The 25,147-nt window shown below is 59.2% G+C and carries 28 protein-coding genes and 2 tRNA genes; 16 read left to right on the forward strand and 14 right to left on the reverse strand.

Annotated features, from left to right (window positions below; translation table 11 throughout):
• Positions 1–60 precede the first annotated feature (60 nt).
• The 4 genes from ACZ25R_RS14150 to ACZ25R_RS14165 are packed head-to-tail and all read left to right on the forward strand — an operon-like array spanning position 61 to position 2,351.
• Entirely contained in the window at positions 61–501 is a 441-nt protein-coding gene (locus tag ACZ25R_RS14150) for a hypothetical protein (protein WP_472461312.1), read from the forward strand.
• Positions 501–899, forward strand: a complete 399-nt coding sequence (locus tag ACZ25R_RS14155) for a hypothetical protein (protein ID WP_472461313.1) — start codon at positions 501–503, stop codon at positions 897–899. The genes ACZ25R_RS14150 and ACZ25R_RS14155 overlap by 1 nt, the downstream gene beginning before the upstream one ends.
• Positions 896–1,168, forward strand: a complete 273-nt coding sequence (locus ACZ25R_RS14160) for a hypothetical protein (RefSeq protein ID WP_223615766.1) — start codon at positions 896–898, stop codon at positions 1,166–1,168. The genes ACZ25R_RS14155 and ACZ25R_RS14160 overlap by 4 nt, the downstream gene beginning before the upstream one ends.
• Entirely contained in the window at positions 1,161–2,351 is a 1,191-nt protein-coding gene (locus ACZ25R_RS14165) for a hypothetical protein (protein ID WP_472461314.1), read from the forward strand. Before ACZ25R_RS14160 ends, ACZ25R_RS14165 begins: the two co-directional genes overlap by 8 nt.
• A 66-nt stretch (positions 2,352–2,417) precedes the next feature.
• Here the strand turns inward: ACZ25R_RS14165 and ACZ25R_RS14170 are convergent.
• Positions 2,418–2,494: transfer RNA gene (locus ACZ25R_RS14170), tRNA-Asp, on the reverse strand.
• 189 nt (positions 2,495–2,683) lie between these two features.
• On the opposite strand from ACZ25R_RS14170, the gene ACZ25R_RS14175 reads away from it, so the two are divergent.
• A tRNA-Val gene (locus ACZ25R_RS14175) sits at positions 2,684–2,759 on the forward strand.
• Here ACZ25R_RS14175 and ACZ25R_RS14180 read toward each other — a convergent pair.
• On the reverse strand, positions 2,747–2,926 hold the full coding sequence (locus tag ACZ25R_RS14180; protein WP_472461315.1) for a hypothetical protein: 180 nt from the start codon (positions 2,924–2,926) through the stop codon (positions 2,747–2,749). The two genes, ACZ25R_RS14175 and ACZ25R_RS14180, sit on opposite strands and share 13 nt — an antisense overlap.
• 47 nt (positions 2,927–2,973) lie before the next feature.
• Between ACZ25R_RS14180 and ACZ25R_RS14185 the strand changes: the two genes are divergently transcribed.
• Positions 2,974–3,576 carry a HupE/UreJ family protein gene (locus ACZ25R_RS14185; protein ID WP_472461316.1) on the forward strand — a complete coding sequence of 201 codons (603 nt, stop codon included), beginning with the start codon at positions 2,974–2,976 and terminating at the stop codon, positions 3,574–3,576.
• A gap of 72 nt (positions 3,577–3,648) precedes the next feature.
• Here ACZ25R_RS14185 and lon read toward each other — a convergent pair whose 3' ends face one another.
• From lon to ACZ25R_RS14205, 4 genes are all read right to left on the reverse strand, one after another.
• Positions 3,649–6,075 carry an endopeptidase La gene (gene lon / locus ACZ25R_RS14190; RefSeq protein ID WP_346307361.1) on the reverse strand — a complete coding sequence of 809 codons (2,427 nt, stop codon included), beginning with the start codon at positions 6,073–6,075 and terminating at the stop codon, positions 3,649–3,651.
• Between the two features lie 481 nt (positions 6,076–6,556).
• Positions 6,557–7,831, reverse strand: coding sequence for an ATP-dependent Clp protease ATP-binding subunit ClpX (gene clpX / locus ACZ25R_RS14195; RefSeq protein ID WP_105735507.1), 1,275 nt, complete (start codon positions 7,829–7,831; stop codon positions 6,557–6,559).
• Positions 7,832–8,062: 231 nt separating this feature from the next.
• A complete protein-coding gene (locus tag ACZ25R_RS14200; RefSeq protein ID WP_091883799.1) occupies positions 8,063–8,692 on the reverse strand; it encodes an ATP-dependent Clp protease proteolytic subunit in 630 nt (209 codons plus the stop codon).
• 146 nt (positions 8,693–8,838) lie between these two features.
• Positions 8,839–9,942, reverse strand: a complete 1,104-nt coding sequence (locus tag ACZ25R_RS14205; RefSeq protein ID WP_472461317.1) for an NAD(P)/FAD-dependent oxidoreductase — start codon at positions 9,940–9,942, stop codon at positions 8,839–8,841.
• A 40-nt stretch (positions 9,943–9,982) separates the two neighbouring features.
• Between ACZ25R_RS14205 and ACZ25R_RS14210 the strand changes: the two genes are divergently transcribed.
• Positions 9,983–10,135, forward strand: a complete 153-nt coding sequence (locus tag ACZ25R_RS14210; protein ID WP_472461318.1) for a hypothetical protein — start codon at positions 9,983–9,985, stop codon at positions 10,133–10,135.
• A gap of 2 nt (positions 10,136–10,137) precedes the next feature.
• A complete protein-coding gene (locus tag ACZ25R_RS14215) occupies positions 10,138–11,388 on the forward strand; it encodes a cytochrome P450 (RefSeq protein ID WP_472461319.1) in 1,251 nt (416 codons plus the stop codon).
• Between the two features lie 166 nt (positions 11,389–11,554).
• Here the strand turns inward: ACZ25R_RS14215 and ACZ25R_RS14220 are convergent, their stop codons facing one another.
• From ACZ25R_RS14220 to ACZ25R_RS14240, 5 genes are all read right to left on the reverse strand, one after another.
• Positions 11,555–11,905 (reverse strand): cupin domain-containing protein, encoded by a 351-nt coding sequence (locus ACZ25R_RS14220; RefSeq protein ID WP_472461320.1) that lies wholly within the window; start codon positions 11,903–11,905, stop codon positions 11,555–11,557.
• A gap of 3 nt (positions 11,906–11,908) precedes the next feature.
• Positions 11,909–13,195, reverse strand: a complete 1,287-nt coding sequence (locus tag ACZ25R_RS14225) for an O-acetylhomoserine aminocarboxypropyltransferase (protein ID WP_223615757.1) — start codon at positions 13,193–13,195, stop codon at positions 11,909–11,911.
• A 63-nt stretch (positions 13,196–13,258) separates the two neighbouring features.
• Entirely contained in the window at positions 13,259–13,783 is a 525-nt protein-coding gene (locus ACZ25R_RS14230) for a CoA-binding protein (RefSeq protein ID WP_223615756.1), read from the reverse strand.
• 4 nt (positions 13,784–13,787) lie between these two features.
• The gene (locus ACZ25R_RS14235) at positions 13,788–14,603 is read right to left on the reverse strand and encodes an enoyl-CoA hydratase (protein ID WP_472461321.1); all 816 of its coding nucleotides are present in this window, start codon (positions 14,601–14,603) and stop codon (positions 13,788–13,790) included.
• Positions 14,604–14,636: 33 nt separating this feature from the next.
• Positions 14,637–15,185: a hypothetical protein gene (locus ACZ25R_RS14240; protein WP_472461322.1), complete on the reverse strand. Its 549-nt coding sequence runs from the start codon at positions 15,183–15,185 to the stop codon at positions 14,637–14,639.
• A 254-nt stretch (positions 15,186–15,439) separates the two neighbouring features.
• On the opposite strand from ACZ25R_RS14240, the gene ACZ25R_RS14245 reads away from it, so the two are divergent.
• The 6 genes from ACZ25R_RS14245 (at position 15,440) to ACZ25R_RS14270 (ending at position 20,027) form a co-directional block, all read left to right on the forward strand.
• Positions 15,440–15,856, forward strand: coding sequence for a PaaI family thioesterase (locus ACZ25R_RS14245; protein ID WP_472461323.1), 417 nt, complete (start codon positions 15,440–15,442; stop codon positions 15,854–15,856).
• Positions 15,857–16,138: 282 nt separating this feature from the next.
• On the forward strand, positions 16,139–16,603 hold the full coding sequence (gene rplM, locus ACZ25R_RS14250) for a 50S ribosomal protein L13 (RefSeq protein ID WP_105735528.1): 465 nt from the start codon (positions 16,139–16,141) through the stop codon (positions 16,601–16,603).
• Positions 16,604–16,605: 2 nt separating this feature from the next.
• A complete protein-coding gene (gene rpsI, locus ACZ25R_RS14255; protein WP_105735530.1) occupies positions 16,606–17,082 on the forward strand; it encodes a 30S ribosomal protein S9 in 477 nt (158 codons plus the stop codon).
• Positions 17,083–17,207: 125 nt separating this feature from the next.
• Entirely contained in the window at positions 17,208–18,164 is a 957-nt protein-coding gene (speB, locus tag ACZ25R_RS14260) for an agmatinase (protein WP_346304980.1), read from the forward strand.
• 80 nt (positions 18,165–18,244) lie between these two features.
• Positions 18,245–19,180, forward strand: coding sequence for an N-acetyl-gamma-glutamyl-phosphate reductase (gene argC, locus ACZ25R_RS14265; protein ID WP_472461324.1), 936 nt, complete (start codon positions 18,245–18,247; stop codon positions 19,178–19,180).
• Entirely contained in the window at positions 19,173–20,027 is an 855-nt protein-coding gene (locus tag ACZ25R_RS14270; RefSeq protein WP_472461325.1) for an aminoglycoside phosphotransferase family protein, read from the forward strand. Before argC ends, ACZ25R_RS14270 begins: the two co-directional genes overlap by 8 nt.
• Here ACZ25R_RS14270 and arsK read toward each other — a convergent pair.
• The gene (gene arsK, locus ACZ25R_RS14275; RefSeq protein WP_472461326.1) at positions 20,016–21,230 is read right to left on the reverse strand and encodes an arsenite efflux MFS transporter ArsK; all 1,215 of its coding nucleotides are present in this window, start codon (positions 21,228–21,230) and stop codon (positions 20,016–20,018) included. The two genes, ACZ25R_RS14270 and arsK, sit on opposite strands and share 12 nt — an antisense overlap.
• Before the next feature lie 93 nt (positions 21,231–21,323).
• Entirely contained in the window at positions 21,324–22,424 is a 1,101-nt protein-coding gene (locus ACZ25R_RS14280) for a COX15/CtaA family protein (RefSeq protein WP_472461327.1), read from the reverse strand.
• Positions 22,425–22,614: 190 nt separating this feature from the next.
• Here ACZ25R_RS14280 and ACZ25R_RS14285 point away from each other — a divergent pair, with 190 nt between their 5' ends.
• On the forward strand, positions 22,615–22,830 hold the full coding sequence (locus ACZ25R_RS14285; protein ID WP_105735541.1) for a DUF2842 domain-containing protein: 216 nt from the start codon (positions 22,615–22,617) through the stop codon (positions 22,828–22,830).
• A gap of 1 nt (position 22,831) precedes the next feature.
• Here ACZ25R_RS14285 and ACZ25R_RS14290 read toward each other — a convergent pair whose 3' ends face one another.
• On the reverse strand, positions 22,832–23,848 hold the full coding sequence (locus tag ACZ25R_RS14290; RefSeq protein WP_472462493.1) for a polysaccharide deacetylase family protein: 1,017 nt from the start codon (positions 23,846–23,848) through the stop codon (positions 22,832–22,834).
• 168 nt (positions 23,849–24,016) lie between these two features.
• On the opposite strand from ACZ25R_RS14290, the gene ACZ25R_RS14295 reads away from it, so the two are divergent.
• Entirely contained in the window at positions 24,017–25,147 is a 1,131-nt protein-coding gene (locus ACZ25R_RS14295; RefSeq protein WP_472461328.1) for a GNAT family N-acetyltransferase, read from the forward strand.

Below are 25,147 nucleotides of genomic sequence, written 5' to 3' on the forward strand. Positions count from 1 at the left end.
GGAGACTGAACTTGGTCAGATCGTTGAACGTGCCGTCAAGCGCGCGCGGAGGGCGAACTGATGGTGGGGTCGGTGCTCTACAACGGCGAACAGTTTTTCTTCAGCACCTGTCCTCGGTGCAAAGTTCAGCACGCCTTCCCGCGCTACGTTTATGAGGCAGCACAAGCACGCAAGGGTACCAAGAATACCTCTGGATACCTTGTGTTCTGCCCAAATGGCCATGAGTGGCACTACAGAGAAGGCGAAAGCCGCGAAGACGAACTTCGCCGGGAACGTGACCTTCTCAAGCAACGGTTATCCCAGAAAGATGACCAGATCGACTGTGAGAGGGAACTCCGGACAGCAGCCGAACGCTCCGCAGCGGCTCGCAAAGGCCAAATCACGCGCCTGAAGAACCGTGCAGCAGCTGGCGTCTGCCCTTGCTGCAATCGTTCCTTTGAGAACCTGCGGCGGCACATGTCAAACCGACATCCGGCTTTTGTTGCCGAAGAGGTGGCGTAGTGGCTCGCCGCGAATTCTCCCGCACCATATACGCCGAGATCGTCAAGCGCGCGATGCATCCGAAGCACGGCATTTTCTGCGAAGGATGCGGCCTGATTCTCGGCAAGAAGCCCTACGCAGTTGACCATATCAAACCGGATGGCCTTGAAGTCGACAAGACCCGAAAGCTGACGGCCGCCGACGGTCAACTCCTCGGCGTGGAGTGCTGCCACAAGCCAAAGACAAAAATCGATGTGGCTGTCATTTCAGAAGCTAAACGCCGCGAGGAGAAGCATCACGGCATGAAGCGTCCGAAAGGCGCGATCAAATCGCAGGGCTTTCCTAAGCATGCGAAACCCTCCCCAACTCTCTCCAAGCCCTTGCCACCGCGCAAGCTCTATCAGGAGCGGCTGCCATGAGTGATATTCGCTTCAGCATTGATCCCCGCCTGGTACCGCCCGTGAAAGCCGCGCGGCGATTACATCTGACGTTAGCGGAGTTTGAGGACAAACGGCGCGCGCTTGAGCAAATTGGATTTCCGGAAGCCTTCCCGATAACCGGATTTTACGATCTTGCAGCGATCGACGCGTGGCTGGATCGGCGATCGGGGCTTGGCAAAGCGGGGCAAAAATCCTTAGCATTGGATGCGAAGGATGTTGTCGCGCAAAGGATTGCCGCACTTGGCTAACATCAAGCTCAAGCATTACGTGATCCGCAAGGGCAAACACGCATACTGGATGCCCACCCCCAAGATGCGCGCCCTTGGCTTTCAGACTGTTCCCTGCGGCCATGATGGACCTGATGCCTGGGCAATCGCCCGTGAATGGGAAGAACGCTATCAGCGCACACGCAAAGGTTTGGAACCGCCAATCCTGCAGGTGTACCCCGTAAACAGTGTTGGAGACGCCTTCTATCGGTTCCGTCGCACAAACGAATGGGCACGCAAGCCGCCCCGGACCCGTGAAGATTGGGAACGAGGGTGGAAATATATTGAACCAATCTTTGGAGATGTGGCCCCAGAAACCATATCCATGGAGAATATGGACAAATGGTATGCCAGCCTTATCAAGAAAAAGGGCGTAGGCGAGGCTGGACGCGCGATGAAGACATGGCGGGCGCTCTATACCGTCATGACCGCGATGAAGCTCTGTACGCCCAAACAGGACCCTTCCCGCGCGATTCAGAAACAGAGTGTGCCGGGCAGAACTCAAATCTGGTCGGAAGGCGAGGCAACACGACTGGTCAAAAGTGCATGGCGAGCGGGCTATAAAGGCTTGGCCTGCATCATCGCCATTGCATGGGACACCAGCTTTTCGCCAGTCGATTGCCGCACGCTCACCCCTGCGCACGCTGTATCCGCAGGGGACGATTGGGGATTTTTGACCGCCCGCGGCAAAACTACGATGACCGCCTTCGGGATCATGTCCCGAAGGACGCGCCGCCTCGTGCAAGTTTACATTGCAGGTCTCGATTATGATCTGCATGATGACGCGCCAATTTTCCGCACGCGCGGTGCAGCACCCGGCCCGAAAGGTGGACGGCGACACAACCCAGTCCCCTTCACCAAAGGCAGCCTGATCGATGATTTTGCCGATGTGCGCCTGTTGGTGTTTGGCAAAGATGAAAAGCGTCGACTCTCAGATATGCGCCGGACCGGAGCGGTCGAAGCTGTATCCGGCGGGGGCACCGTAGAATCAATCGCAGCAAAAATGGGTAACAGCATCGACCAGAATAAAACGCTGCAAAAAACGTATATCCCGGTGAATTTGGCAGCAGTGCGCGCAGCCGATGAATCGCGCAAGATCGGGCGCAAAAACATAGCCGAAGAACGAAATGAGATCAAAAAGTTGAAACTAGGGGAGAAAAGGTAGTTGAAACTGCGGGGTCCGCCACTTTTCCTCTAAGCAACTATCTATCTGATAAACTTAGGGGAAAAGTGGCGCGAGTGACGGGGCTCGAACCCGCGACCTCCGGCGTGACAGGCCGGCACTCTAACCAACTGAGCTACACCCGCGCACTTTGCAAACCAGAAATTCATCTGGTGTGAGCGGTCGTTTAAGGGGTTCGCGGGGGAGTGTCAAGCGCTAGTCGACAGGAAAAATGCGATTGTGAAAAACTCTTCAAACAAATCATAAAAGTGTCTCATACCCTCTTGCCAATATCGCACGAAACGCCTAAACGCTCCCCACACACCCTTGTGAGGGGGCGATTAGCTCAGTTGGTAGAGCGCTTCGTTTACACCGAAGATGTCGGGAGTTCGAGTCTCTCATCGCCCACCATTCCCCAGCGGAATATTTTCTTCCCCTTTCTTCAAGCCGAGATAACTTGTCTGTTCACATCGCAGCCGACACGCGTGCGTGGTCGGGATTCGCAGTTGCGGATTTTTTCCGCCGGCAGTGAGCAACTGCAATATTTTATCCTTTGCGCCAGCAATTTTCTGCGGCAACAATGTTCTCCTCCTTCCAAGAGCAAACCAGAAAACGGGAACATCACATGCCAAACAACCGTGCAGCACGAATCGCAATCCTTTCATTCGCCACGCTTTACCCTGCCCTTGCCCACGCGCATGTCGGCGTGGGTGACACCAGCGGCTTTACCCATGGCTTCGCCCACCCCATGTCCGGCCTCGATCACGTCCTGGCGATGATTCTCGTCGGCATCCTTGCCTTCCAGCTGGGCGGACGCGCCCTCTGGCTCGTTCCGGCAGCGTTCGTCGGGATGATGGCCGCTGGCGGCGCGCTCGGCGCTGCCGGAGTAAGCCTGCCCTTCGTCGAACTTGCAATCGCACTCTCGGTGATTGTGCTCGGAGCGGCGGTGGCCTTGGAGATTCAGGCGCCCGTGGCCATTGCAACCGCCCTCGTCGGCCTCTTCGCCATTTTCCATGGCTATGCCCATGGCGCGGAAATGCCGGACAGCGCCGGCGGCCTCGCCTATGCGGGCGGCTTCATGGCCGCCACCGCCCTGCTCCACGTCGCCGGTATCGGCATCGGCTTTGCCATCGGCGGAATCAGCCAGCGCGCCGGCCCCAGTGCGGTGCGAATCATTGGCGGCCTGGCGGCGCTCGCGGGCGTCGGCATCCTGACAGGCGCGCTCTGAACAATTCGAATGCCGAATCAAAAAAGCCGGGCAATTGCTTGCCCGGCTTTTGTTTGTTTATTTCCGATGGCTTCAGTGCGCGATCTGCGCCGAAGCATCATCTTCGACCACGGCGGCGGCAGGCACATTGACCGGCTCCGTCCACTCGATCGGCTCCGGCTGACGCACGAGCGCATGCTTGATCACTTCCCCGGCACGCGATACCGGGATGATCTCAAGGCCGTTCTTCACATTGTCCGGAATTTCCGCCAGATCCTTGGCGTTTTCTTCCGGGATCAGAACCGTCTTGATGCCACCGCGCAGGGCGGCAAGCAGCTTCTCTTTCAGGCCGCCAATCGGCAGGACCCGTCCGCGCAGCGTGATCTCGCCGGTCATGGCGATATCCTTGCGCACCGGAATACCGGTCAGGATCGAGACAATGGCTGTCACCATCGCGATACCGGCCGATGGACCGTCCTTCGGTGTCGCGCCTTCCGGCACGTGCACGTGGATGTCCCTGCGGTCGAACAGCGGCGGCTCGACGCCGAAATCGATGGCTCTGGAGCGGACATAGGATGCCGCTGCGGAAATCGATTCCTTCATCACGTCGCGCAGGTTGCCCGTGACGGTCATGCGGCCCTTGCCGGGCATCATGACGCCTTCGATGGTCAGCAGTTCGCCGCCCACCTCAGTCCAGGCAAGACCTGTGACAACGCCTACCTGATCTTCACCGTCGATCTGGCCGAAGCGGAATTTCTGCACGCCGAGATAGTCGTTGATGTTGGTCTCGGTGACCTTCACCGTCTTCTTGGTCTTCGACTTCAGAATTTCCGTCACTGCCTTGCGGGCAAGCTTCATCAGCTCCCGTTCGAGACTGCGCACGCCGGCTTCCCGCGTGTAATCGCGGACGATGGCACGGATCGCGCCTTCCGATACGGAAAACTCCTTCGGCTGCAACGCATGGTCGCGGATGGCCTTGGGCAGGAGGTGCCGCTTGGCGATCTCGACCTTCTCGTCTTCCGTGTAACCGGCAATACGGATGATCTCCATGCGGTCCATCAGCGGACCCGGGATGTTCAGCGTATTGGCCGTCGTCACGAACATCACGTTCGAGAGGTCATATTCGACCTCAAGATAGTGATCCATGAAGGTTGAGTTCTGTTCCGGATCGAGCACCTCCAGCAGAGCCGAAGACGGATCACCGCGGAAATCCTGGCCCATCTTGTCGATTTCATCGAGCAGGAAGAGCGGATTGGACTTCTTTGCCTTCTTCATCGACTGGATGACCTTGCCGGGCATCGAACCGATATAGGTGCGGCGGTGACCGCGGATTTCAGCCTCGTCACGCACGCCGCCAAGCGACATGCGGACATATTCACGGCCGGTTGCCTTGGCGATCGAGCGGGCCAGCGAAGTCTTGCCGACGCCGGGAGGACCAACGAGGCACAGGATCGGACCTTTGATCTTGGTCGACCGCGACTGCACGGCGAGATATTCCACGATCCGGTCTTTCACCTTGTCGAGGCCGTAATGCTCGGCATCCAGGATCTCGTCGGCGAGGTTCAGGTCGTTCTTCACCTTCGACTTCTTGCCCCACGGAATGGTGAGCAGCCAGTCGAGATAGTTGCGCACAACCGTCGCTTCGGCGGACATCGGGCTCATCTGGCGAAGCTTCTTCAGCTCCTGATTGGCCTTTTCGCGCGCTTCCTTGGAGAACTTCGTCTTCTTGATGCGCTCTTCCAGCTCGGCTGCCTCGTCGCGGCCGTCTTCGCCGTCGCCGAGTTCCTTCTGGATCGCCTTCATCTGTTCATTGAGGTAGTACTCGCGCTGGGTCTTCTCCATCTGGCGCTTGACGCGCGAACGGATACGCTTTTCCACCTGAAGAACGGAAATTTCCGACTCCATGAACGACATGGCCTTTTCCAGCCGTGCACGCACGGACAGGATCGACAGCATGTCCTGCTTCTCGGGAATCTTGATCGCAAGATGCGAGGCGACCGTATCGGCCAGCTTCGAGTAGTCCTCGATCTGTCCGGCAGCGCCAACGACCTCTGGCGAAATCTTCTTGTTCAGCTTCACGTAGTTTTCGAAGTCCGACACGACCGAGCGGGCCAGGGCTTCGATTTCAACCGCGTCTTCGGCGGGTTCCGACAGCGTCGTGGCATTGGCTTCGTGGTAATCCTCGCGGTCGCTGAAACTGGTGATTTCAGCGCGGGCAATACCTTCGACCAGAACCTTGACCGTACCATCCGGCAGTTTCAGCAACTGCAGGACATTGGCAATGGTGCCGATGTTGTAGATGGCATCCGCCTGCGGATCATCATCCGCAGCGTTCTTCTGTGTGGCAAGCAGGATTTGCTTGTCGACGCCCATCACTTCCTCGAGTGCGCGAATGGATTTTTCGCGACCGACAAAGAGCGGAACGATCATGTGTGGGAAGACAACGATATCGCGCAATGGCAAAACGGCATAAAGCCCGCTTTCTCCACCCGCCAGTGTCTTCTTGCTTGCAACCGTCATTTCATGTCCTTTCTCAGGCCAATCGGCCTAGATCGCCACATCCGGGTACCCTTTGGTTGCATGATCTTTTTCCAAAATCGGGATCCATTTTGGGGATCATGCGAAGAGCGGCATACGACCGGCTGTGCAGCTTAACCTTTACTTGGAGTGGCGGGGCTCCGGTTTCAAGCGCCCCGGTTTCAAGCTCGGTCACAGAATCGTAATCTATCCTGCTCCTACCAAACTCCAAGCGCAATCTTTTGCGATGCAGCACACCTCTGAAGAGGATGATTTTCGTGGAAATCATCTGTCGACGGGGGCGATACTGCCCGGCCTACACTGTCTTACCGACGCTGCTCTGCAAAAATTGTGCGCCCCGCATGGTTAATCAACCGTAAATATTGTTTCGTGGCGCAATTAAGACCCGCAACAAGTGCCAGGGTTAAAATGCAAAAGGCCCCGCTGACGCGGAGCCCTGCTTTCCAGACACTGGTTCGGCGCCTTAAGCCGAAACATTGCCCTTTTCTTCCTTACGCTCGGCATAGATGTAGAGCGGGCGCGAATTGCCCTCGACCACATCGCCGGAGATCACGACTTCCTGAACGCCGTCGAGCGTTGGCAGTTCGTACATCGTGTCGAGCAGGATCTTTTCCATGATCGAACGCAGCCCGCGTGCACCGGTCTTGCGGGCAATGGCCTTGAGGGCGATTGCCTTCAGCGCGTCTTCATGGAACGTCAGCTCGACGTTCTCCATGTCGAACAGGCGCTGGTACTGCTTGACCAGGGCGTTCTTCGGTTCCGACAGAATCTGCACCAGGGCAGCTTCGTCGAGATCCTCGAGCGTGGCGATGACAGGCAGACGGCCGACGAATTCGGGGATAAGACCGAATTTCAGGAGGTCTTCCGGTTCAAGCTCGCGGAAGATCGCGCCGACGCGGCGATCATCCGGCGCCTTCACCGCAGCGCTGAAGCCGATGGACGTCTTCTCGCCACGTGCCGAGATGATCTTGTCGAGACCGGCAAAGGCACCGCCGCAGATGAACAGGATGTTGGTCGTGTCCACCTGCAGGAATTCCTGCTGCGGATGCTTGCGCCCGCCCTGCGGCGGAACGGAAGCGACCGTGCCTTCCATGATCTTCAGCAGCGCCTGCTGCACGCCCTCACCCGACACGTCGCGGGTGATCGACGGGTTGTCGGACTTGCGGCTGATCTTGTCGACTTCGTCGATATAGACGATGCCGCGTTGGGCCCGCTCGACATTGTAGTCGGCCGACTGGAGCAGCTTGAGAATGATGTTCTCGACATCCTCACCGACATAACCGGCTTCCGTCAGCGTCGTCGCGTCTGCCATTGTGAACGGCACGTCGATGATGCGGGCGAGCGATTGCGCCAGATAGGTTTTGCCGCAACCGGTTGGACCAACGAGAAGGATGTTGGACTTCGCCAGTTCGACTTCATTGTTTTTCGATGCGTGGGCCAACCGCTTGTAGTGGTTGTGCACCGCGACAGAGAGAACACGCTTGGCATGGTTCTGGCCGATGACGTAATCATCGAGCACCGCCATGATTTCCTGCGGCGTCGGAACGCCTTCGCGGGATTTCACCATCGAGGATTTGTTTTCCTCGCGGATGATGTCCATGCACAGCTCGACGCATTCATCGCAGATGAAAACAGTCGGGCCCGCAATCAACTTGCGAACTTCGTGCTGGCTCTTCCCGCAAAACGAGCAATAAAGCGTATTCTTTGAATCACCGCCGCCGTTGCTGACTTTGCTCATTGCAGTTTCCTTTCAGTATCGGCGCCCTGTTTGGCCGGGAACCGTTCACACCCTTCGGGACTCTGCCCTGCGGGGAATGATTCGAATAGTAATTCGAAGAATAGGCTTCCTCTACTCACCAATCACTTAACGTAGCGTCTGTTGGCCTGCATGCAAGCCGGATGTGTGGCAAAAAGTCCGCATCCGGGTCAAAAAAAGTTCATTCTCGACCCGGTGCGGCCATTTAGCCGGTTACTTTGCATCCCCTTCGATGATCGCACGGGATTCGAGCACCTTGTCGATAAGACCGAACTCGAGTGATTCCTGTGCCGTCATGAAGTGGTCGCGGTCGAGAGTCTTCTCGATTGTCTCGTAGTCGCGGCCCGTGTGCTTGACGTAGATCTCGTTGAGGCGGCGCTTCATTTTGATGATGTCCTGGGCATGGCGCTCGATGTCGGATGCCTGGCCCTGGAACCCGCCGGATGGCTGGTGCAGCATGATGCGGGCGTTGGGCAGTACGAAGCGCATGTCCTTTTCACCGGCTGTCAGCAGCAGCGAGCCCATCGAGGCGGCCTGACCGAAGCACAGGGTCGAGACGGCCGGACGGATGAACTGCATGGTGTCGTAGATCGCCATGCCCGACGTGACGACGCCGCCAGGTGAATTGATGTAGAGGTTGATCTCTTTCTTCGGATTTTCCGATTCAAGGAACAGAAGCTGGGCGCAGATCAGCGTCGCCATGCCGTCCTCGATGGGTCCGGTAATGAAAATGATGCGTTCTTTCAGCAGGCGCGAGAAAATATCATAGGCCCGCTCGCCCCGGTTGGTCTGCTCGACGACCATGGGTACGAGGTTCATTGCTGTTTCGATTGGATCTCTCATCGGTGGGCCTCAGCGTTTTGGAGAACAAGGGGTTTGAACGCCCCCAAGATTCGTGGATTACACTTTCGATACATAGGGTGTTGCCACCCTGTTCCGCAAGATGTTCTGCCGCCATCCGGGAAGGAGCGCAAGCGTAGAACCGCTTTTTAGGCGGCTTCCGCCCGCAACCAGCGCTGCAGCAGGGGTACATCGCCGGTTCCGAGCGTTTGCGCGACCCGCCGCCCGACCGCCGCGCCGAATTTGTACCCATGTCCGGAACAGGCCGAGACGACGAGGCATTTGTCCCGTTCCACGGCGAAAAACCGTTCATCCGCGGTGAAGGTATAGGCGCAGGTGACAACACTGCTTACCCTGTACTCGCCGATCCGCTGCAGCGGCGGAGCGAAGAGATCGCGGATCGCTTCGCCCTCGCCCGGTTCCGCAACGCGGGCTGCGTCGGCATCCGCCGATTTGCGCTTGTGCAGGCCCGAGCCGAATTTCAGGCCGCCGCCGCCGCTGGCCGGAATGATATAACCGTCGGTACGCCCGCCCACATCGAGCACGACGGGAGAACGCTCCCAGGCCGCCTGCAAATCCGCCGGCGGTTCGAGATAGACCACGGCCGTCCGGTAGGTGGTGAGCGAAGAGACGAGATCGGGGAACAGTTTTGTCACCCAGGCACCCGCCGTGACGACCACCCGGTCAGCAGCGATGACCGCACCATCGGCCAAGGTCACCATCCCTGCGGCACTGTCGACGGCGGTCACCCCGGTATTTTCCAGCAGCGTGGCGCCGTGCGCGCGCAGCCAGCGGGCCATATCCCCAGCGATCCTGCGGCAATGCAGCGCGCCGCCCTCCGGCGAGAAGAACGCGTAGCGGAACGTGCCCGCTTCCAGATAGCCATAGCGCTTTATGGCCTCGACAGGCTCATAAAGTTCGAGGGGATAGCCGCCCTGCTCGAGCCCCTTGCGGTATTCCTCGGCTTCATCGCCCGCGTCGCGCGATATGCAGATGAAGCCGCGCGGATCGAGATGGCTCGTGCCGATGTCCTGCCACAGCTCATCCCAGGCCGCATAGGCCTCCGAAATCGCATCCGCGTAACCGCCCGCGGCACCATAGGCGCGGCGGATGATGCGGTGATGATCGCCCGAGGCGGCGAGCGGATTGGGAATCGGCCCCTGCTCGATCAACGTCACCGCATGACCGGCCTTGGTCAGCGACCAGGCGCTGGACAGTCCGGCAATTCCTGCTCCGACGATGGTGATTTTCATGATGGGGTCCTGCTATGACTGCTGAAGGAGGGAGATTCGCATGCAATATGAAACCATTCGCATCGATTGCTCAAACATTTTCGACGTGGAAAGCTTTCATCCTGTGTTTGCCGCGACCTGCGGCTTTCCCTCCTGCAAAGCGGCGACCCGCCTGTTGCCTGTCCTTCCTTCGTCTGACCCACGGTATATCTGATCATGACCCCTGCCACGCCCGCCTCATTCCAGTTCGCTCCTGCCACCCGCCATCTGCGGCTCGATCCGCACGACCAGGTCTTCGTGCAGAATCCCTACGGCACCTATACCGCGCTGCACGCGCAGACATCGGCGTTCTTCTGGGAGGAATACGGCTTCTGGTGTTTCATCGGCTATGACGGCGTCAACAAACTATTGCGCGATCGCCGCTTCGGCCGGGAAAACCGCCATGGTATCGCCGATTCCCAGGGCAATACCGGTGATCGCGCGCATCTGAAGGATTTCGACCACGTCGAAAAATTCTCGATGCTGGAGCTGGAACCGCCCACCCATACCCGGCTGCGCACGCTGGTGAACCGGGCCTTCGTCTCGCGGCAGGTGGAAAGGCTGCGCCCGCGCATCGAGACGCTGGCGCACGCGCTGATCGACCGCTTCGAAGCAAAGGGCAAAGCCGATCTCATCGCCGATTTCGCCACGCCCATTCCTGTCACCGTGATTGCCGAAATGCTCGGGGTGCCGACGGAAGCGGCGCCGCGGCTTCTCGACTGGTCACACCGCATGGTCGCGATGTACATGCACGGCCGCAACCGCCGGTCGGAAGACAGCGCCAATGCCGCCGCCGCCGAGTTCTCCGGCTTTCTCAGGGACTATGCCGGACGGCGGCGCAGCGAACCTGCCGACGATCTTCTCAGCCTGCTGCTGGCGGCCGAGGCGGATGGTGCAAAACTGTCCGAGGACGAGCTGATCACCACGGCGATCCTGCTGCTCAATGCCGGGCACGAAGCGACGGTGCACCAGACCGGCAATGCGGTCAAAACCATTGTGGAAAGCGGCCGCAGCGCCGCCGACCTGTTTTGCGATGCGGATTCGACGGCGCAGACCGTCGAGGAATGTCTGCGTTTCGACGCGCCGCTGCACATGTTCACGCGCTATGCCTATGAAGAAATCGACCTTGGCGACGGCATCGCGGTGAAGCCCGGCGACCAGATCGGCCTGATGCTCGGCGCGGGCAACCGCGATCCTAACGCCTTTGCCGATGCCGGCGCTTTCCTGCCGGGACGGTCAGACCAGAAAAACCTTTCCTTCGGCGCCGGCATCCATTTCTGCATCGGTGCACCGCTGGCGCGGCTGGAACTGCAGGTCTCGCTCAAAGTGCTGTTCGACCGGCTTCCCGGACTGCATTTCAAGAAAGCCCCGCGCTTCAAGGATACCTATCATTTCCATGGATTGGAGCGGCTGGAGGTGGAGTGGTGAGGTGTTTTGCAAAAGCACTGTGCGTGGTTCGACAAGCTCACCATGAGGGAGTTGGTCTGATTGTAAAGCCAACCAGCAACTTTGCAGAATAAACGCCCTGCAACCCACTCATTTCCCTCATGGTGAGCTTGTCGAACCACGCATGACGCGAATGCAATCGCAGCACTCACAGCCTGATCACATATTCCTTGCGGGTGGTTTCAATGACTTCCCAGGTACCGCGAAAGCCGGGGCGCAGCACAAAACTGTCTCCGGCCTGCAAATGCTGCTCCTTGCCGCCCTCTTCCGTGACGATCGAGCGGCCCGAGAGAATGTGGCAGAACTCCCACTCATCATAGACGATGCGCCATTTGCCCGGCGTTGCTTCCCAGATCCCGGCGTAGAGGCCGCCATCGGCCTCGTCACAGTTCCAGGTGCGGAACTGCGGATCGCCCGCGATCACCCGATCTGCCGCCGGGGCGCCGTGTTCGGGGTCGATGCTGCCGAAATCGATGGTGACAAAATGCGATGATGCCATGGCCTATCCCGCCTTCGTCAGTGCCTGGTCGAGATCGGAAATCAGATCCTCGACGGTCTCGATACCAATGGACAGCCGCACCACATCCGGCCCCGCACCTGCGGCGATCTTCTGCGCATCGCTCAATTGCCGATGCGTGGTCGATGCGGGATGGATGATCAGGGATTTGGTATCGCCGATATTGGCCAGATGCGAAAACAGCTGCAGGTGCTCGACCAGCTTGACCCCGGCTTCATAGCCGCCCTTCAGCCCGAAGGTGAAAACCGCACCGGCGCCGCGCGGCGCATATTTCTGCTGCAGGGCATGATAGGGATCATCAGGCAGTCCGGCATAGCTGACCCAGGCCACCTTTGCGTGGCTGGAAAGCCACTGCGCCACCTTCAACGCATTGTCCGCGTGGCGCTGCATGCGCAGCGGCAGGGTCTCGATCCCCGTCAGGATCTGGAACGCATTGAACGGCGACAGCGCCGGCCCGAGATCGCGCAGGCCGAGGACGCGGCAGGCAATGGCAAAGGCAAAATTGCCGAAGGTTTCGTGCAGCACGATGCCGTTATATTCGCTGCGCGGCTCGGACAGCAGCGGATAATTGCCCGACTTCGACCAGTCGAACGTGCCGCAATCGACAATCACTCCGCCCATGGAATTGCCATGGCCGCCGAGGAATTTGGTCATGGAATGCACGATGATATCAGCACCGTGTTCGATGGGACGGATGAGATAGGGCGACGCCAGCGTGTTGTCGACGATCAGCGGCAGGCCATGCTTGTGGGCGATGGCGGCGATGGCCTCGATATCGGTGACGATGCCGCCGGGATTGGCAAAACTTTCGATGAAGATCGCGCGGGTCCGGTCGTCGATCTGCGATTCGAACGAGGCGAGATCGTCAGGTTCCGCCCAGCGCACATGCCAATCGAAGGACTTGAACGACTGGCCGAACTGATTGATCGAACCGCCATAGAGCTTTCTGGAGGCAATGAAATTGTCGCCAGGCTGCATGAGAGTGTGAAACACCAGGAACTGTGCCGCATGGCCCGATGCAACCGCCAGCGCCGCGGTGCCGCCTTCCAGTGCCGCCACGCGCTCTTCAAGCACCGCATTGGTCGGGTTGGTGATGCGGGTATAGATGTTGCCGAAGGCCTTCAGGCCGAACAGCGATGCGGCGTGGTCGGCATCGTCGAAAACAAAGGCCGTCGTCTGGTAGATCGGCGTGGCGCGCGCGCCGGTTGCCGGATCGGGCTGGGCGCCCGCATGTACGGCAAGAGTTTCAATTCCGGGTGCGCGGTGCGCCATGGTTCATCTCCCTGTCATTCCTGATTTTGCTACACGCTATGGGATCGCGGCTTTGCCGCCAACCTATTTTGGCGATCTGAGGCCAAAACTCTGGAAGCCCTGCCGCATCTGCGGTTTTTTCGCCGACAGGATGCGCGAATTGACGCCGCTCCAGCCGATCTCGCCGCACAGCCGCGCATATTCGATCTTCGGGCAGCGATTCATCACCACCTGAATACCTGCAGCTTCCGCCTTGCGTGCCGCTTCGTCGTGGCGAACCGTCAACTGCGTCCAGATGACCTTCGGCAGCGGCGTCAGCGTCAAGACTTCATCGACAATCGCCGGCACGGCCTCGGAAGCGCGGAACACGTCGACCATGTCGATGGCTTCAGGGATATCAGCGAGGCGCGCAAAAACCTTCTGGCCGAGAATGTCCTTGCCCGCCTGTCCCGGATTGACCGGTATGACCCGGTAGCCCTTGTCGATCAGGTACTTCATGACAAAGAAGCTTGGCCGCACCTCATTGGCTGATGCACCCACCATGGCAATGGTTTTGACGGATGAAAGAATGCCGCTGATATAGTCGTCCGGGTAATGATCGTGATCCATGCGCTTATTCGCCCGTCCATTCCGGCTTGCGCTTTTCGATGAAGGCGTTGATGCCTTCCTCCGCATCGCGCGCCAGCATGTTTTCCACCATCACCTGCGCCGTATAGGCATAGGCCTCGGAAAGTCCCATTTCGGCCTGCCGGTAAAAGGCTTCCTTGCCGGTTTTGACGGTTAAAGTCGATTTCTCCGCAATGGCTTGCGCGTATTTCCTGACAATCGGATTCAGGTACTCCTCCGGCACGACCCGGTTGACCAGACCGAACTCCCGTGCCGTCGAGGCATCGATGGTCTCGCCGGTGAGGAGCATTTCCATGGCCTGCTTGCGCGAGACATTGCGCGACAGGGCCACCATGGGCGTCGAGCAGAACAGGCCGATATTGACGCCCGGCGTGCAGAATGTCGCCTTGTCCGAGCAGATCGCCAGGTCGCAGGACGCGACAAGCTGACAACCGGCAGCCGTTGCAAGACCGCCGACGGCGGCAATCACCGGCCTCGGATGGTGCACGATGGCCTGCATCAGTTCAGCGCAGAGCTGCATCGTCTTCTCGAAAAAGGCCCGGCCCCGGTCGGCGTCCTGCCGGTGCGCGGTCAGTTCCTTCAGGTCGTGGCCCGCCGAAAACAGCTTCTGCGCCGAATCGATGATGATCACGCGCACCGCCTTGTCATCCCGCGCCGCATGCAGATGATCGAGCAGCAGGCGCATCATGGCGAGCGAGAGCGCATTGGCGGGCGGATTCTGCAATGTCAGGCGCAGAACGCCCGATGCAAGCTCATATCCGACGATTGGTTCATCCTTGCGGATAATGTGAACTTCTCCCATATCGCTCCTCATTCCCCAGCGCTTGCAACCCGGTCAAAGGCTGGTCCATTGTTTATAGAGTGGTTTGATCGAACTCACGTGCTTTTTGACAATAGCGAGATTCTCCGCCGACGGGCGTGCTTTCTCGACCGTTGCCAATCCGCTCTTCAGGCCGTCGATCATTTCCGCCTTCTGCTTATCGGTCAGGTTGGGCATGGACGGAATGGAGGCGATGGCCTTTTCCACCTCCTCGCGCGGTTCCGGATTGGTCACCCAGTGATAGGTCACCATGATCGTTCTTGTGGTTTCGCCCCAGTCGTTGAAATCCTTGAAGCCATATTCCGCGGCCTTCTTGTCCAGCCGCGCCGTTGCTTCCGGTGAAAGGACGGCGCTGCCTGCCGCTTCTTCCTTCATCTGCGCGCCGACGGGAGCAAAGCTGTAGAGAAAGCGCTTGATGATGTCCTGGGTCAGCGCCACCGGCCGGACCGGCAGGCTGAAGGGTTCGATCTGCGGCGCGGTCTGTGCAAAGGATGGCACTGGAGCCGCAACAGCGAGCCCGGCCATGATAATCAGCGAGCCGGATAGGGATCGAAGCAAAGTCATAACTGGCTTCCTTGCAAAGAAGACACGGATGGCTAGTGGTCCGATTCTGACATTTGCATTCCTTCGATACAAGCCATTCAGGCAAATGTCAGAATCAAAGGACCACTAGAAAGTCTATGATTCTAGTGGAACTTTGAATTTGACATTCGCATGTTCCGCGTGATGTCAAATGGGATGCGAATGTCAAATTCGTTCCACTAGGAATACCAGCGATCACCGCCAGAGAACAGATGGAGTGCCCTTTGGAAACGGCAATGGATGTAACAGCGTTAACGGCCTTTCTCGAACGGGAGTTTCCACAGGTGAACGCTGACGGGGTTGCCTACACCGTTACCGGTGCCGGCCCGGGTTATGCCACGATGCGGCTTGATCCGGCGGACCGGCACCTGCGCCCCGGCGGCACGGTATCGGGACCCACCCTGTTTGCCCTTGCCGATATCGCCGCCTATGTGGCGATCCTCGCACAGATCGGCCCGGTCGCCCTGGCGGTGACGACCAATCTCAACATCAACTTCCTGCGCAAGCCGCAACTCGGGCCCATCGATGCCACGGCAAAGGTGCTCAAGCTGGGCAAACGGCTCGCGGTGATGGATATCGCGCTCACCAATGGCGAAGACAAGGAACTGGTAGCCCATGCCACCGCAACCTATTCGATTCCGCCGCGCAGCTAGGGCTGCAAGCGGGCTTAAAATCCCGCAAAACGTGGCAAATCCGGGCAAGAAGCATGTGGTAATATAATACCTTTTTCATAAGCCATTGTTTTATAAAGAGTATTTGTCAAAACCGCCAAAAACATCTGCTTGACGTGATCCTGTTGGGCCGGTATTGAACCCCTCGACTGCGGTAGGTTCTTCCTGCCGCATTTAACTGTTGTGCGGATGTTCGCCATTCACACAACGCAAGCAACAAGAAAAGCCTTCCTATGTGAAGGATGATCTCAAGGACGAACACAAATGGCTACCTTCACCCAGAAGCCGGCAGATGTGACGAAAAAGTGGATCCTGATTGACGCCGAAGGTCTCGTCGTCGGCCGTCTCGCCACCATCGTTGCCAACATCCTGCGCGGCAAGCACAAAGCAACCTTCACCCCTCATGTTGACGATGGCGACAATGTCATCATCATCAATGCTGAAAAGGTTGCCTTCACCGGTAAGAAGTTTACCGACAAGGTTTACTACTGGCACACCGGCCACCCAGGTGGCATCAAGGAACGCACTGCCCGTCAGCTGCTCGAAGGCCGTTTCCCGGAACGCGTCGTCGAAAAGGCTGTTGAGCGCATGGTTCCCCGTGGTCCGCTCGGCCGTCGCCAGATGAAGAATCTGCGCGTTTACGCAGGTTCCAATCACCCCCATGAAGCGCAGGCACCCGTCGTTCTCGACGTTGGCGCGCTGAATTCCAAGAACAAAAGGAGCGCATAAGAATGGCTGAGCTCAATTCGCTCGCAGATCTCGGTACTGCCGCCGCATCGACGCAGGCAGCTGCACCGGTTCATGTCCAGAAGCTCGATGCCAATGGCCGTGCCTATGCAACAGGCAAGCGCAAGGATGCGGTCGCCCGCGTCTGGATCAAGCCAGGTTCCGGCAAGATCGTCATCAACGACAAGGAATACGGCAAGTATTTTGCCCGTCCGGTTCTGCAGATGATCCTGCAGCAGCCAATCGTTGCCGCCAACCGCGCCGGCCAGTACGACATCATCGCGACCGTAGCCGGTGGTGGTCTGTCCGGTCAGGCCGGTGCCGTTCGTCACGGCATCTCCAAGGCCCTCACCTACTTCGAACCTGCCCTGCGCGGTGTTCTGAAGAAGGGTGGTTTCCTCACACGCGACAGCCGCGTTGTTGAACGCAAGAAGTACGGCAAGGCGAAGGCCCGTCGTTCCTTCCAGTTCTCGAAGCGCTAATCCAGCGTTTCCATTGGACAGAACAGAAAGCGGGCCCTCGGGTCCGCTTTTTTGTTGCCAATAAATGCGTTTGCGGTAGCTTCGCCGCCAAGCTGAAGATGCATTATCCCGGAGTTAGAAATCCAATGCCATCGAAGACCATCGATCACGCCTTCACCGCACGGACCCTGACGAGCGCTGCGACCGATCCCACACATGCGGGGGCGCTGTCCTTCATGCGCCGGCGCTATACGAAGAATCTGAACGGTGCGGAAGTGGTCGTGTGGGGCATTCCCTTCGACGCGGCGGTTTCCAACCGGCCGGGTGCGCGATTCGGCCCGCAGGCCATCCGGCGGGCATCGGCTATTTTCGACAATGACCCGCAATATCCCTTCCAGCGCGATCTGTTCGAAGACCTCGCCGTGATCGACTACGGCGATTGCCTGCTCGATTACGGCAATCACCAGAAGACTCCCGCGACAATCGAGCGCGAAGCGGCCAAGATCGTCAAATCGGGCGCGTTCCTGCTCTCCATGGGCGGTGATCACTTCGTCACCTGGCCCATCCTGAAGGCGCATGCGGCCAAGCATGGCCCGGTGGCGCTGGTGCAGTTCGATGCGCATCAGGACACCTGGTACGATGACGGCAAGCGCATCGATCATGGCTCGTTTGTCGGCCGGGCGGCGCGCGACGGCGTCATCGACCCCGCGCATTCGATTCAGGTCGGCATCCGCACCCACGCACCGGATGATTGCGGCCTGCAGATCGTTTATGGCTACGAAGTCGAGGAAATGTCGGCTGCCGAGATTGCCAAGGCGATCATCAAGCGCACAGCGGGCAAACCCGTCTATCTTACCTTTGACATCGATTGCCTCGACCCGGCTTTTGCCCCCGGAACCGGTACGCCCGTTGCCGGTGGTCCGTCCTCGGCGAAAATCCTTTCGGTGCTGCGCCATCTGACCGAACTCAACATCGTCGGCGCCGACGTGGTGGAGGTCGCACCCGCCTATGACCATGCGGATGTGACGGCCATCGCCGGTGCCACAATAGCGATGTACTACCTTGGTATTCTGGCGGAGAAAAAAGCCAAGCGACGAAGCTGACATTCTGATTCAGGGTTCTTACATAATGAATCCGGTTTTCTCGCTAACTCTCTGAATATCAAGCGCCAAAGGCATCTCACATGAAACCGAAAATCTTTATCGACGGCGAACACGGCACGACAGGACTGCAAATCCGGACACGACTGGCCGGCCGCCACGATCTCGACGTCCTCTCCATTCCGGAAGCGGAGCGGCGCAACAAGGACATGCGCGCCGACTTCCTGAAGAGCGCCGACGTGGCAATCCTCTGCCTTCCGGACGACGCGTCGAAAGAAGCTGTCGCCATCCTTGAAGGCCATAATTCCACGCGGATCATCGATACATCGACGGCGCACCGGATTCATCCTGATTGGGCCTATGGCTTTGCCGAGCTCGACCGGGCGCAGCGGCAGAAGATCGCCGATGCCCGGCTGGTGGCCAATCCCGGCTGCTATCCGACCGGCGCGATTTCGCTGGTGCGGCCACTGCGCGATGCGGGCATTCTTCCCGGCGATTACCCGATCACCGTCAATGCGGTTTCCGGCTATACCGGCGGCGGCAAGCAGATGATCTCGCAGATGGAAGATCCAGCCAATCCGGACCATATCAGCGCCAACAATTTCCTCTACGGCTTGCCGCTCAAGCACAAGCACGTGCCGGAACTGCAGACGCACGGCCATCTCGACCGGCGTCCGATCTTCAGTCCCAGCGTCGGCCGCTTTGCCCAGGGCATGATCGTGCAGGTTCCCGTGTTCACCGGCGACCTCAACGGCAATGCCTCGCTGGAAACCATCCATGCTGCCCTGACAGCCCATTATGAGGGCCAGGACATCGTGCAGGTGGTGCCACTGGCGGAGAGCGCATCGCTGGCAAGAATCGATGCGGAGGAACTGCGCGATACCGACATCATGAAGCTGTTCGTGCTCGGCACCGAAGGTCAGGGACAGGTGAACCTCGTGGCGCTGCTCGACAATCTCGGCAAGGGCGCTTCCGGCGCGGCCGTGCAGAATCTCGACCTCATGCTGAACCATGGCTGACAGCATCCACGAGACGTTCCCGGCCGAATGGCAGATATCTTCTCCGGAACTGTTCGTTGAAACCCATACCAGCCGCATCATCATGGTGCGGCTGGCTGACGGCACACCCGCTGTCATCAAGGCACTCAACGAAACCGGCATGCGGGAAGAGTTGCGCGGCGTGCACTATCTCGACTGGCATGACGGCAATGGCTCCATTCGTGTGCTGGCCGAAAAAGGCAATCTGCTGCTGCTCGAACATGCCGGCAGCCGCACGCTGCTGGACCACCTGAACGCGCATGGCGACGATGCGGCCACTGCGATTGCTGTCGATGTCCTGCTGAAACTGCTGGGCAATAATGGCAAGGGCAAATCCGTCGCACCGGACCTGCGGCCATTGCGCGAACAATATGCCAGCCTGTTCAAGAAGGCGGAAATCGACCGGAACAACGGCGATGCCAGCATTTTTGTTGCAGCGGCGGGAATTGCCGACACGCTGTTCAGCAACCCGGTCGACGTTCAGCCGCTGCATGGCGATGTCCACCACGAGAACATTCTTCTGGGCGAGCGCGGCTGGCTTGTCATCGATCCGCAGGGGCTTCTCGGCGATCCGATGTACGATGCCGCCAACATGTTCTACAACCCGCTGGAACGGCAGGATTTGCGCGCCAGCGACCAGCGTGTTGCCACCATGGCCCTCACCTTCTCCCGTGCCTTCAACCGCGATATCCGCACCATCCTCGGCTATGCCATGTCGCACGCGGCGCTGTCGGCCTCATGGCACACGGAAGACAAAAATTTCGAGGAAGCGGAGCGGAGCCTCGGCGTCGCACGGGCAGCGCAACGGGTGATGGCCTCACTGGGTTGAGCGCCTGATCAGGCGGGCGACCGTAAGGAATGTCAGGACGCCGAGAATGCCCACCGTGGCGGCAACAGACAAAGCCAGCGTCGGCCCGAGTTTTTCCATGATGAAGGCGAAAATAAACGGTGCGGATGACGACACGATCAGCCTCGCCGAGGTGATCTTGCCCAGAATTTCGCCATAGCCCTGATGCCCGAACAGCGCCAGCGGCAAAGTCCCCTGAACGATGCTGTTGAGCCCCGAGCCCATGCCGAAGAGCATGGCGAAGACCACGGCGCCCGCCACCAGCGGCACCGGCAGCGGCGCGATCAGCATCAGGAACGACATGGGGATGAGGGCCGTCGACAGCACGGCGATCGACATCGCCGACAGCTTGGTGCCGAAAACCATGTTTACCAGACGTGCGGCGAACTGCGACGGCCCGAAGATGGCGCCGACCAGAACGGCCGACGTACCGACACCCACAGCGGCCAGAACAGGCACCAGATGCACGAGCATGGCCGACAGCGAAAAGCTTGCCAGCGAGAACCCCGCCATGATCAGCAGCAGCGCCGGACGCCTGTTCTCGACGGGCAACTGCCCGCCGACGCCCCTGGCGGGTTCATCCGCGCGTTCCTCATGCAGCTTTGGCGAGCGCCGCGTCATCTGCGACAACCAGAAATGGATGGGAAAACAGATGAAGACCTGCAATCCCGCATAGAACAGGTAAATCTCTCGCCATGTAAACACTGTCAGCAGACGTGTTGCCAGCGGCCAGAACAAGGTCGAGGAAAACCCGGCTATCAGCGTCAGATAGGTGATCCGGCGCGGCGCCGTCTGCGGATCGATCTGCACCAGAACCGCAAAGGCTGTGTTGTAGAGGATGAACGGTGTGGCCATCCCCGTTGTCACGAGTGCCGGAGCGAACCAGATCCAGCTTGGCGCCAGGACGCAGAGGATAAGCGACAGCGCTGCCGCCAGCGAGCCGAATGTCATCACCCGCCCTGCTCCGAAGCGGTCGGCCCAGCGGCCGGACCATGGCGAGATGATGCCGCCGATCAGAAGCGTGCCGGAGAAGGCCGCAAACAGCCATTGCCGCGACTGGCCGAACTCCTGCGCCATGGCAGGCTCGAGAATGCTGAAACTGTAATAGAGCGTGCCGTAGCTGACGATCTGCGTGACACCCAGACCTGTAACGGCGGCCAGTGAGCGTCTTGCGCTGAGAATCATGATGGTTGCTTTCGATACGGCGGGAATGCCCCGCTGTCCGTAGCCAGCGAAGCTCTCGAATCACTACACCGAGTCTTTGCGCAAAGACAGCCGCTACGAGCGTGCGGTGGTGATTTCCGTTGGCAAGGGATAGGCGCCCTTGGTGGCACGCCAATGGGCAACGGCAAAGCCCAGGATGACGATGGCAAATCCCTGATGCAAAAGGCCCAGGCTCATCGGCACCTGCATCAGCAGCGTGGTGATGCCGATGGCTGCCTGCACGAGGACAAGGATCACCAGGAATATCGCGCGCCGTGCGTGGGTTGTGCCCGGCAGGCGCCGCACCGTCGAGACCGCCTGCCACAGCGCAGCCAGCAGCACGAAATAGGCGAAGCAGCGGTGAACGAACTGCACGGTCTTCGGATTCTCGAAGAAATTGTGCCAGATCGGCTGGATCGGGAACATGTCGCCGGGAATGACGGCCCCATCCATCAGCGGCCAGGTATTGTAGGAAAGACCGGCATCCAGCCCGGCAACCAGCGCGCCGAGGTAAATCTGGATGAAGACAAATACCACGAACCAACCCGCCAGACGTTGGATGCCGCTGCCGGCCGGCCGTTCCGAATAGACGGCAAGCCCGCGTGCCACATACATCACGGCGGCAAAAATGATGCAGGCCAGTGTCAGGTGCGTCGCCAGCCGGTACTGGCTGACGTCGACGCGGCCGCTGAGGCCCGACGCAACCATCCACCAGCCCACGGCGCCCTGCAGGCCGCCAAGCGCCAGGATGCCGATCATGCGCGGCTTCAGCAGCCGTTCAAGCCGGCCGGTCAGCCAGAAGAAGGCAAGCGGAATGGCGACGAGGAAGCCGACGCCCCGCGCCAGGAACCGGTGCGACCACTCCCACCAGAAAATGCGCTGGAATTCGCCAAGGCTCATGCCCTTGTTGAGCTGTTCGTACTGGGGAATGAGCTTGTATTTCTCGAACTCTTCCAGCCATTGCGCGTGGTTCAAGGGCGGAATGATGCCGTGGATCGGCTTCCATTCGGTGATTGAAAGGCCCGAACCGGTCATGCGCGTCGCACCGCCCACAAGAACGATCGTGGCGAGCACAAGCAGCACGAGATAGAGCCACACGCGGATCAGTCTGCGGTTGCGCGCTTCGCGATCTCCGGCGGAGGACACAGCGCCTTCGGATAGGGTGTGGGCGGCCATTCAAAACACTCCTGTAACTGGCCGGATAGGTGCAGCATATGCGCCGGGATGACAAGCCGGGCTTACGCGACAAGCCGTCGCGTTTTTGCCGCAAGGGGGGCTTTTTTGCTTTTCGCCCGCGGCTTAACCGGTTAGATGAAACCCTTGCGCACGTGTTGCAGATGAAAAAGACCAGAACTGGAATGGATTCATGCCCGTAAGGCTCAAGAAACTCATCGGTACCATCCTGCTGGTTACCCTGGTTTGCGTCTACGCCATCGTGGCCACGATCTTCGCCGTGGCACTGCTTGCCAATGCCAGCCCGTGGATCCACCTGATCTATTTTCTTGGCACCGGCCTGCTTTGGGTCATTCCCGCCATGTTCATCATCAGCTGGATGGAAAAGGCACCGAAGAAGAAGGCCTAACTCAGGCCTGGATGACACGCCGTCCGGCATTGGCGATCGGCGTTGTCACACCGCTCATCATCGTCTTCGCATAGACAAGCTTCTGAAAACGGCCATTGATCGAAATACGCGGCAAGGCATGCAGATTGTTGCTGTGCTCGGTATGGATGGTGCCGTGGCGCGTGGTGACCGCCGACAGAAAACCTTCCGATGCCGCAATGTCGGCTTCCCGCCGCCCGGCAGCCTTGGCCGAGCCGTAGGGATAGGCAAAGTGCTGCGGCCGCCGTCCGAGCTGGTCCTCGATCATGCCCGCTGACAAATGCATTTCTTGCGCGACCATGCCCGCCGTCAGCTTTTTCAGATTGTAGTGGTGCACCGTATGGCCGCCGATGGTGCACAGCGGATCGCGGTTCATCTGGCGGATCTCGTTCCAGCTCATGACATCGCGGTCCGGCGCGACGCTGCACACCATATCCTGCGCCGCGCACATCGCGCGCAGGACGGGCATCTGTTCCAGTTCGGTCAGCGTGTATGAGAAATACCGCATGATGGCGTGAAAAGCCGACCTTTTCTGGGAAAGCGTCCCGCATCGCCATTCCGGCCCGTCGGGAATTCGGATGAAATCCGCCTTGGCGACAAGGCTTTCGACGACTTCCCACCACAGCACCGCCGCCCCTTCGATGAAACCCGGCGCGACATACACGACGAACGGCACCGAATGTTTCTGGAAGACGGGATAGGCGTGGTAGAAATTATCGTCATAACCATCGTCAAGCGTCACCGCAACGAAACGCCGGTCGGAACGTTTGCCGCTCTTCACCCGTTCGACCACCTCGTCCATGGAGATGAACTCGGTTCCCTCGGATTTGAGCGAAACGATGATCTGTTCAAGGAACGCTGGCGTGATGGACAGGGAGCGCGTCACGCCAAGCGGGCTGACGCAGTCCGGACGGACGCGATGCAGCATGATGATCGAGCCCAGCCCGCCAAAATGCTCGCGCGCCGTCGACGCAAAACCGGTGTGCCACGCCAGTCGCATCACGGCCTTTCGTATCAAGTCGGCCGCGTGGACCATTCCTTCACCAATTCGCGCTAATAGGCATGTTGAAACGGGATCGTGACCGTCATTTCATGCAGATTAAGTGTTTATATATCGTTGATCAACGGCATGGTATTTGACGCAACACCGCTTTCACTGGAACCCGCCATGCCTTTACCCCATCTCGATCCAAGAATCATTGCGGCACCCGGTGAAATCGCAACAATCTGGCGATCCCTGCCGCAGAACCATGTCTGCGGCCCGGCACAGTCCGAAGATTGGGTTTCCCTGTGGCAGTCGAATGTCAATGCGGATTGCCTGATCGCCTGCCTCTGCGCCGGAGAAACACCGGTCTTCGTTCTGCCGCTGGCGATCAGCCGGTCCGGACCGTTCAGGGTCGCCGCCTACCCCGGCGGGCCGCATGCCAACTGCAATTTCCCCGTTGTATCCCCCGCGCATGCCGTCAGCCCCGGCGACCTGAACCGGCTCTTCGAGGCCCTGCACCAGTCGCGGCCGGACATCGACCTCGTCACGCTGGAACGGCAGCTTCCGCTGCTTGACGGTTGCGCCAATCCGCTGCTGCAATTGCCGAACCGGGTCAATGCCAATATCAGTCTGGCGATCACGCTGGACCGCAATTTTCAGACGGTTCTCGAGCGCCACAACGCCAAGCGCAAGAAGAAGAAACACCGCAACAGCATCGGCAAGTTTGCAGAGGCCGGCGGGTATCGCATTGTCACGGCAACAGTGCCAAGCGAGGCCGATGCCATGCTTGAGAACTACCTTGCAAACAAGGCGGAAAAGTTCGCCCAATCCGGGATCAGGAATACCTTTGAACCCGAGGAAATTCAGCGTTTCTTCCGGCAGTTGTTTGCCCGGCACGCGGCGAAGGAACAGCCCTTGTTCCAGCTCAAGGCCGTCGAGGTCGCCGGGCGTTATCGGGCGGTCCTCGGCAAATCCCGGGCGAGAACGCAGACCTTCATCGACTTTATCGGCATTGCCGACGATGACATGAGCAATGCCAGTCCGGGGGAATTCCTGTTTTTCGAAGACATTCAGGACAGTTGCAACACCGACCTTGCATCCTACAGTTTCGGGGTTGGCGACGAGCCGTACAAGCGGAACTGGTGCGATATCGAAACGCTGCTCCATGACACCCAGCACAGCCTGACGGGCAAGGGCCGCGCCTGTGCAGCCTACCGCGCCGCCCGCGGCAATCTCGTGCGTGCGGTCAAGAGAAATGACCACCTGTGGACCGCGGTGAAAAAACTGCGGTCCCGGCTCTTTGGCCGCGCCTGA

It is taken from the genome of Phyllobacterium sp. RCAM01083, assembly GCF_055685835.1.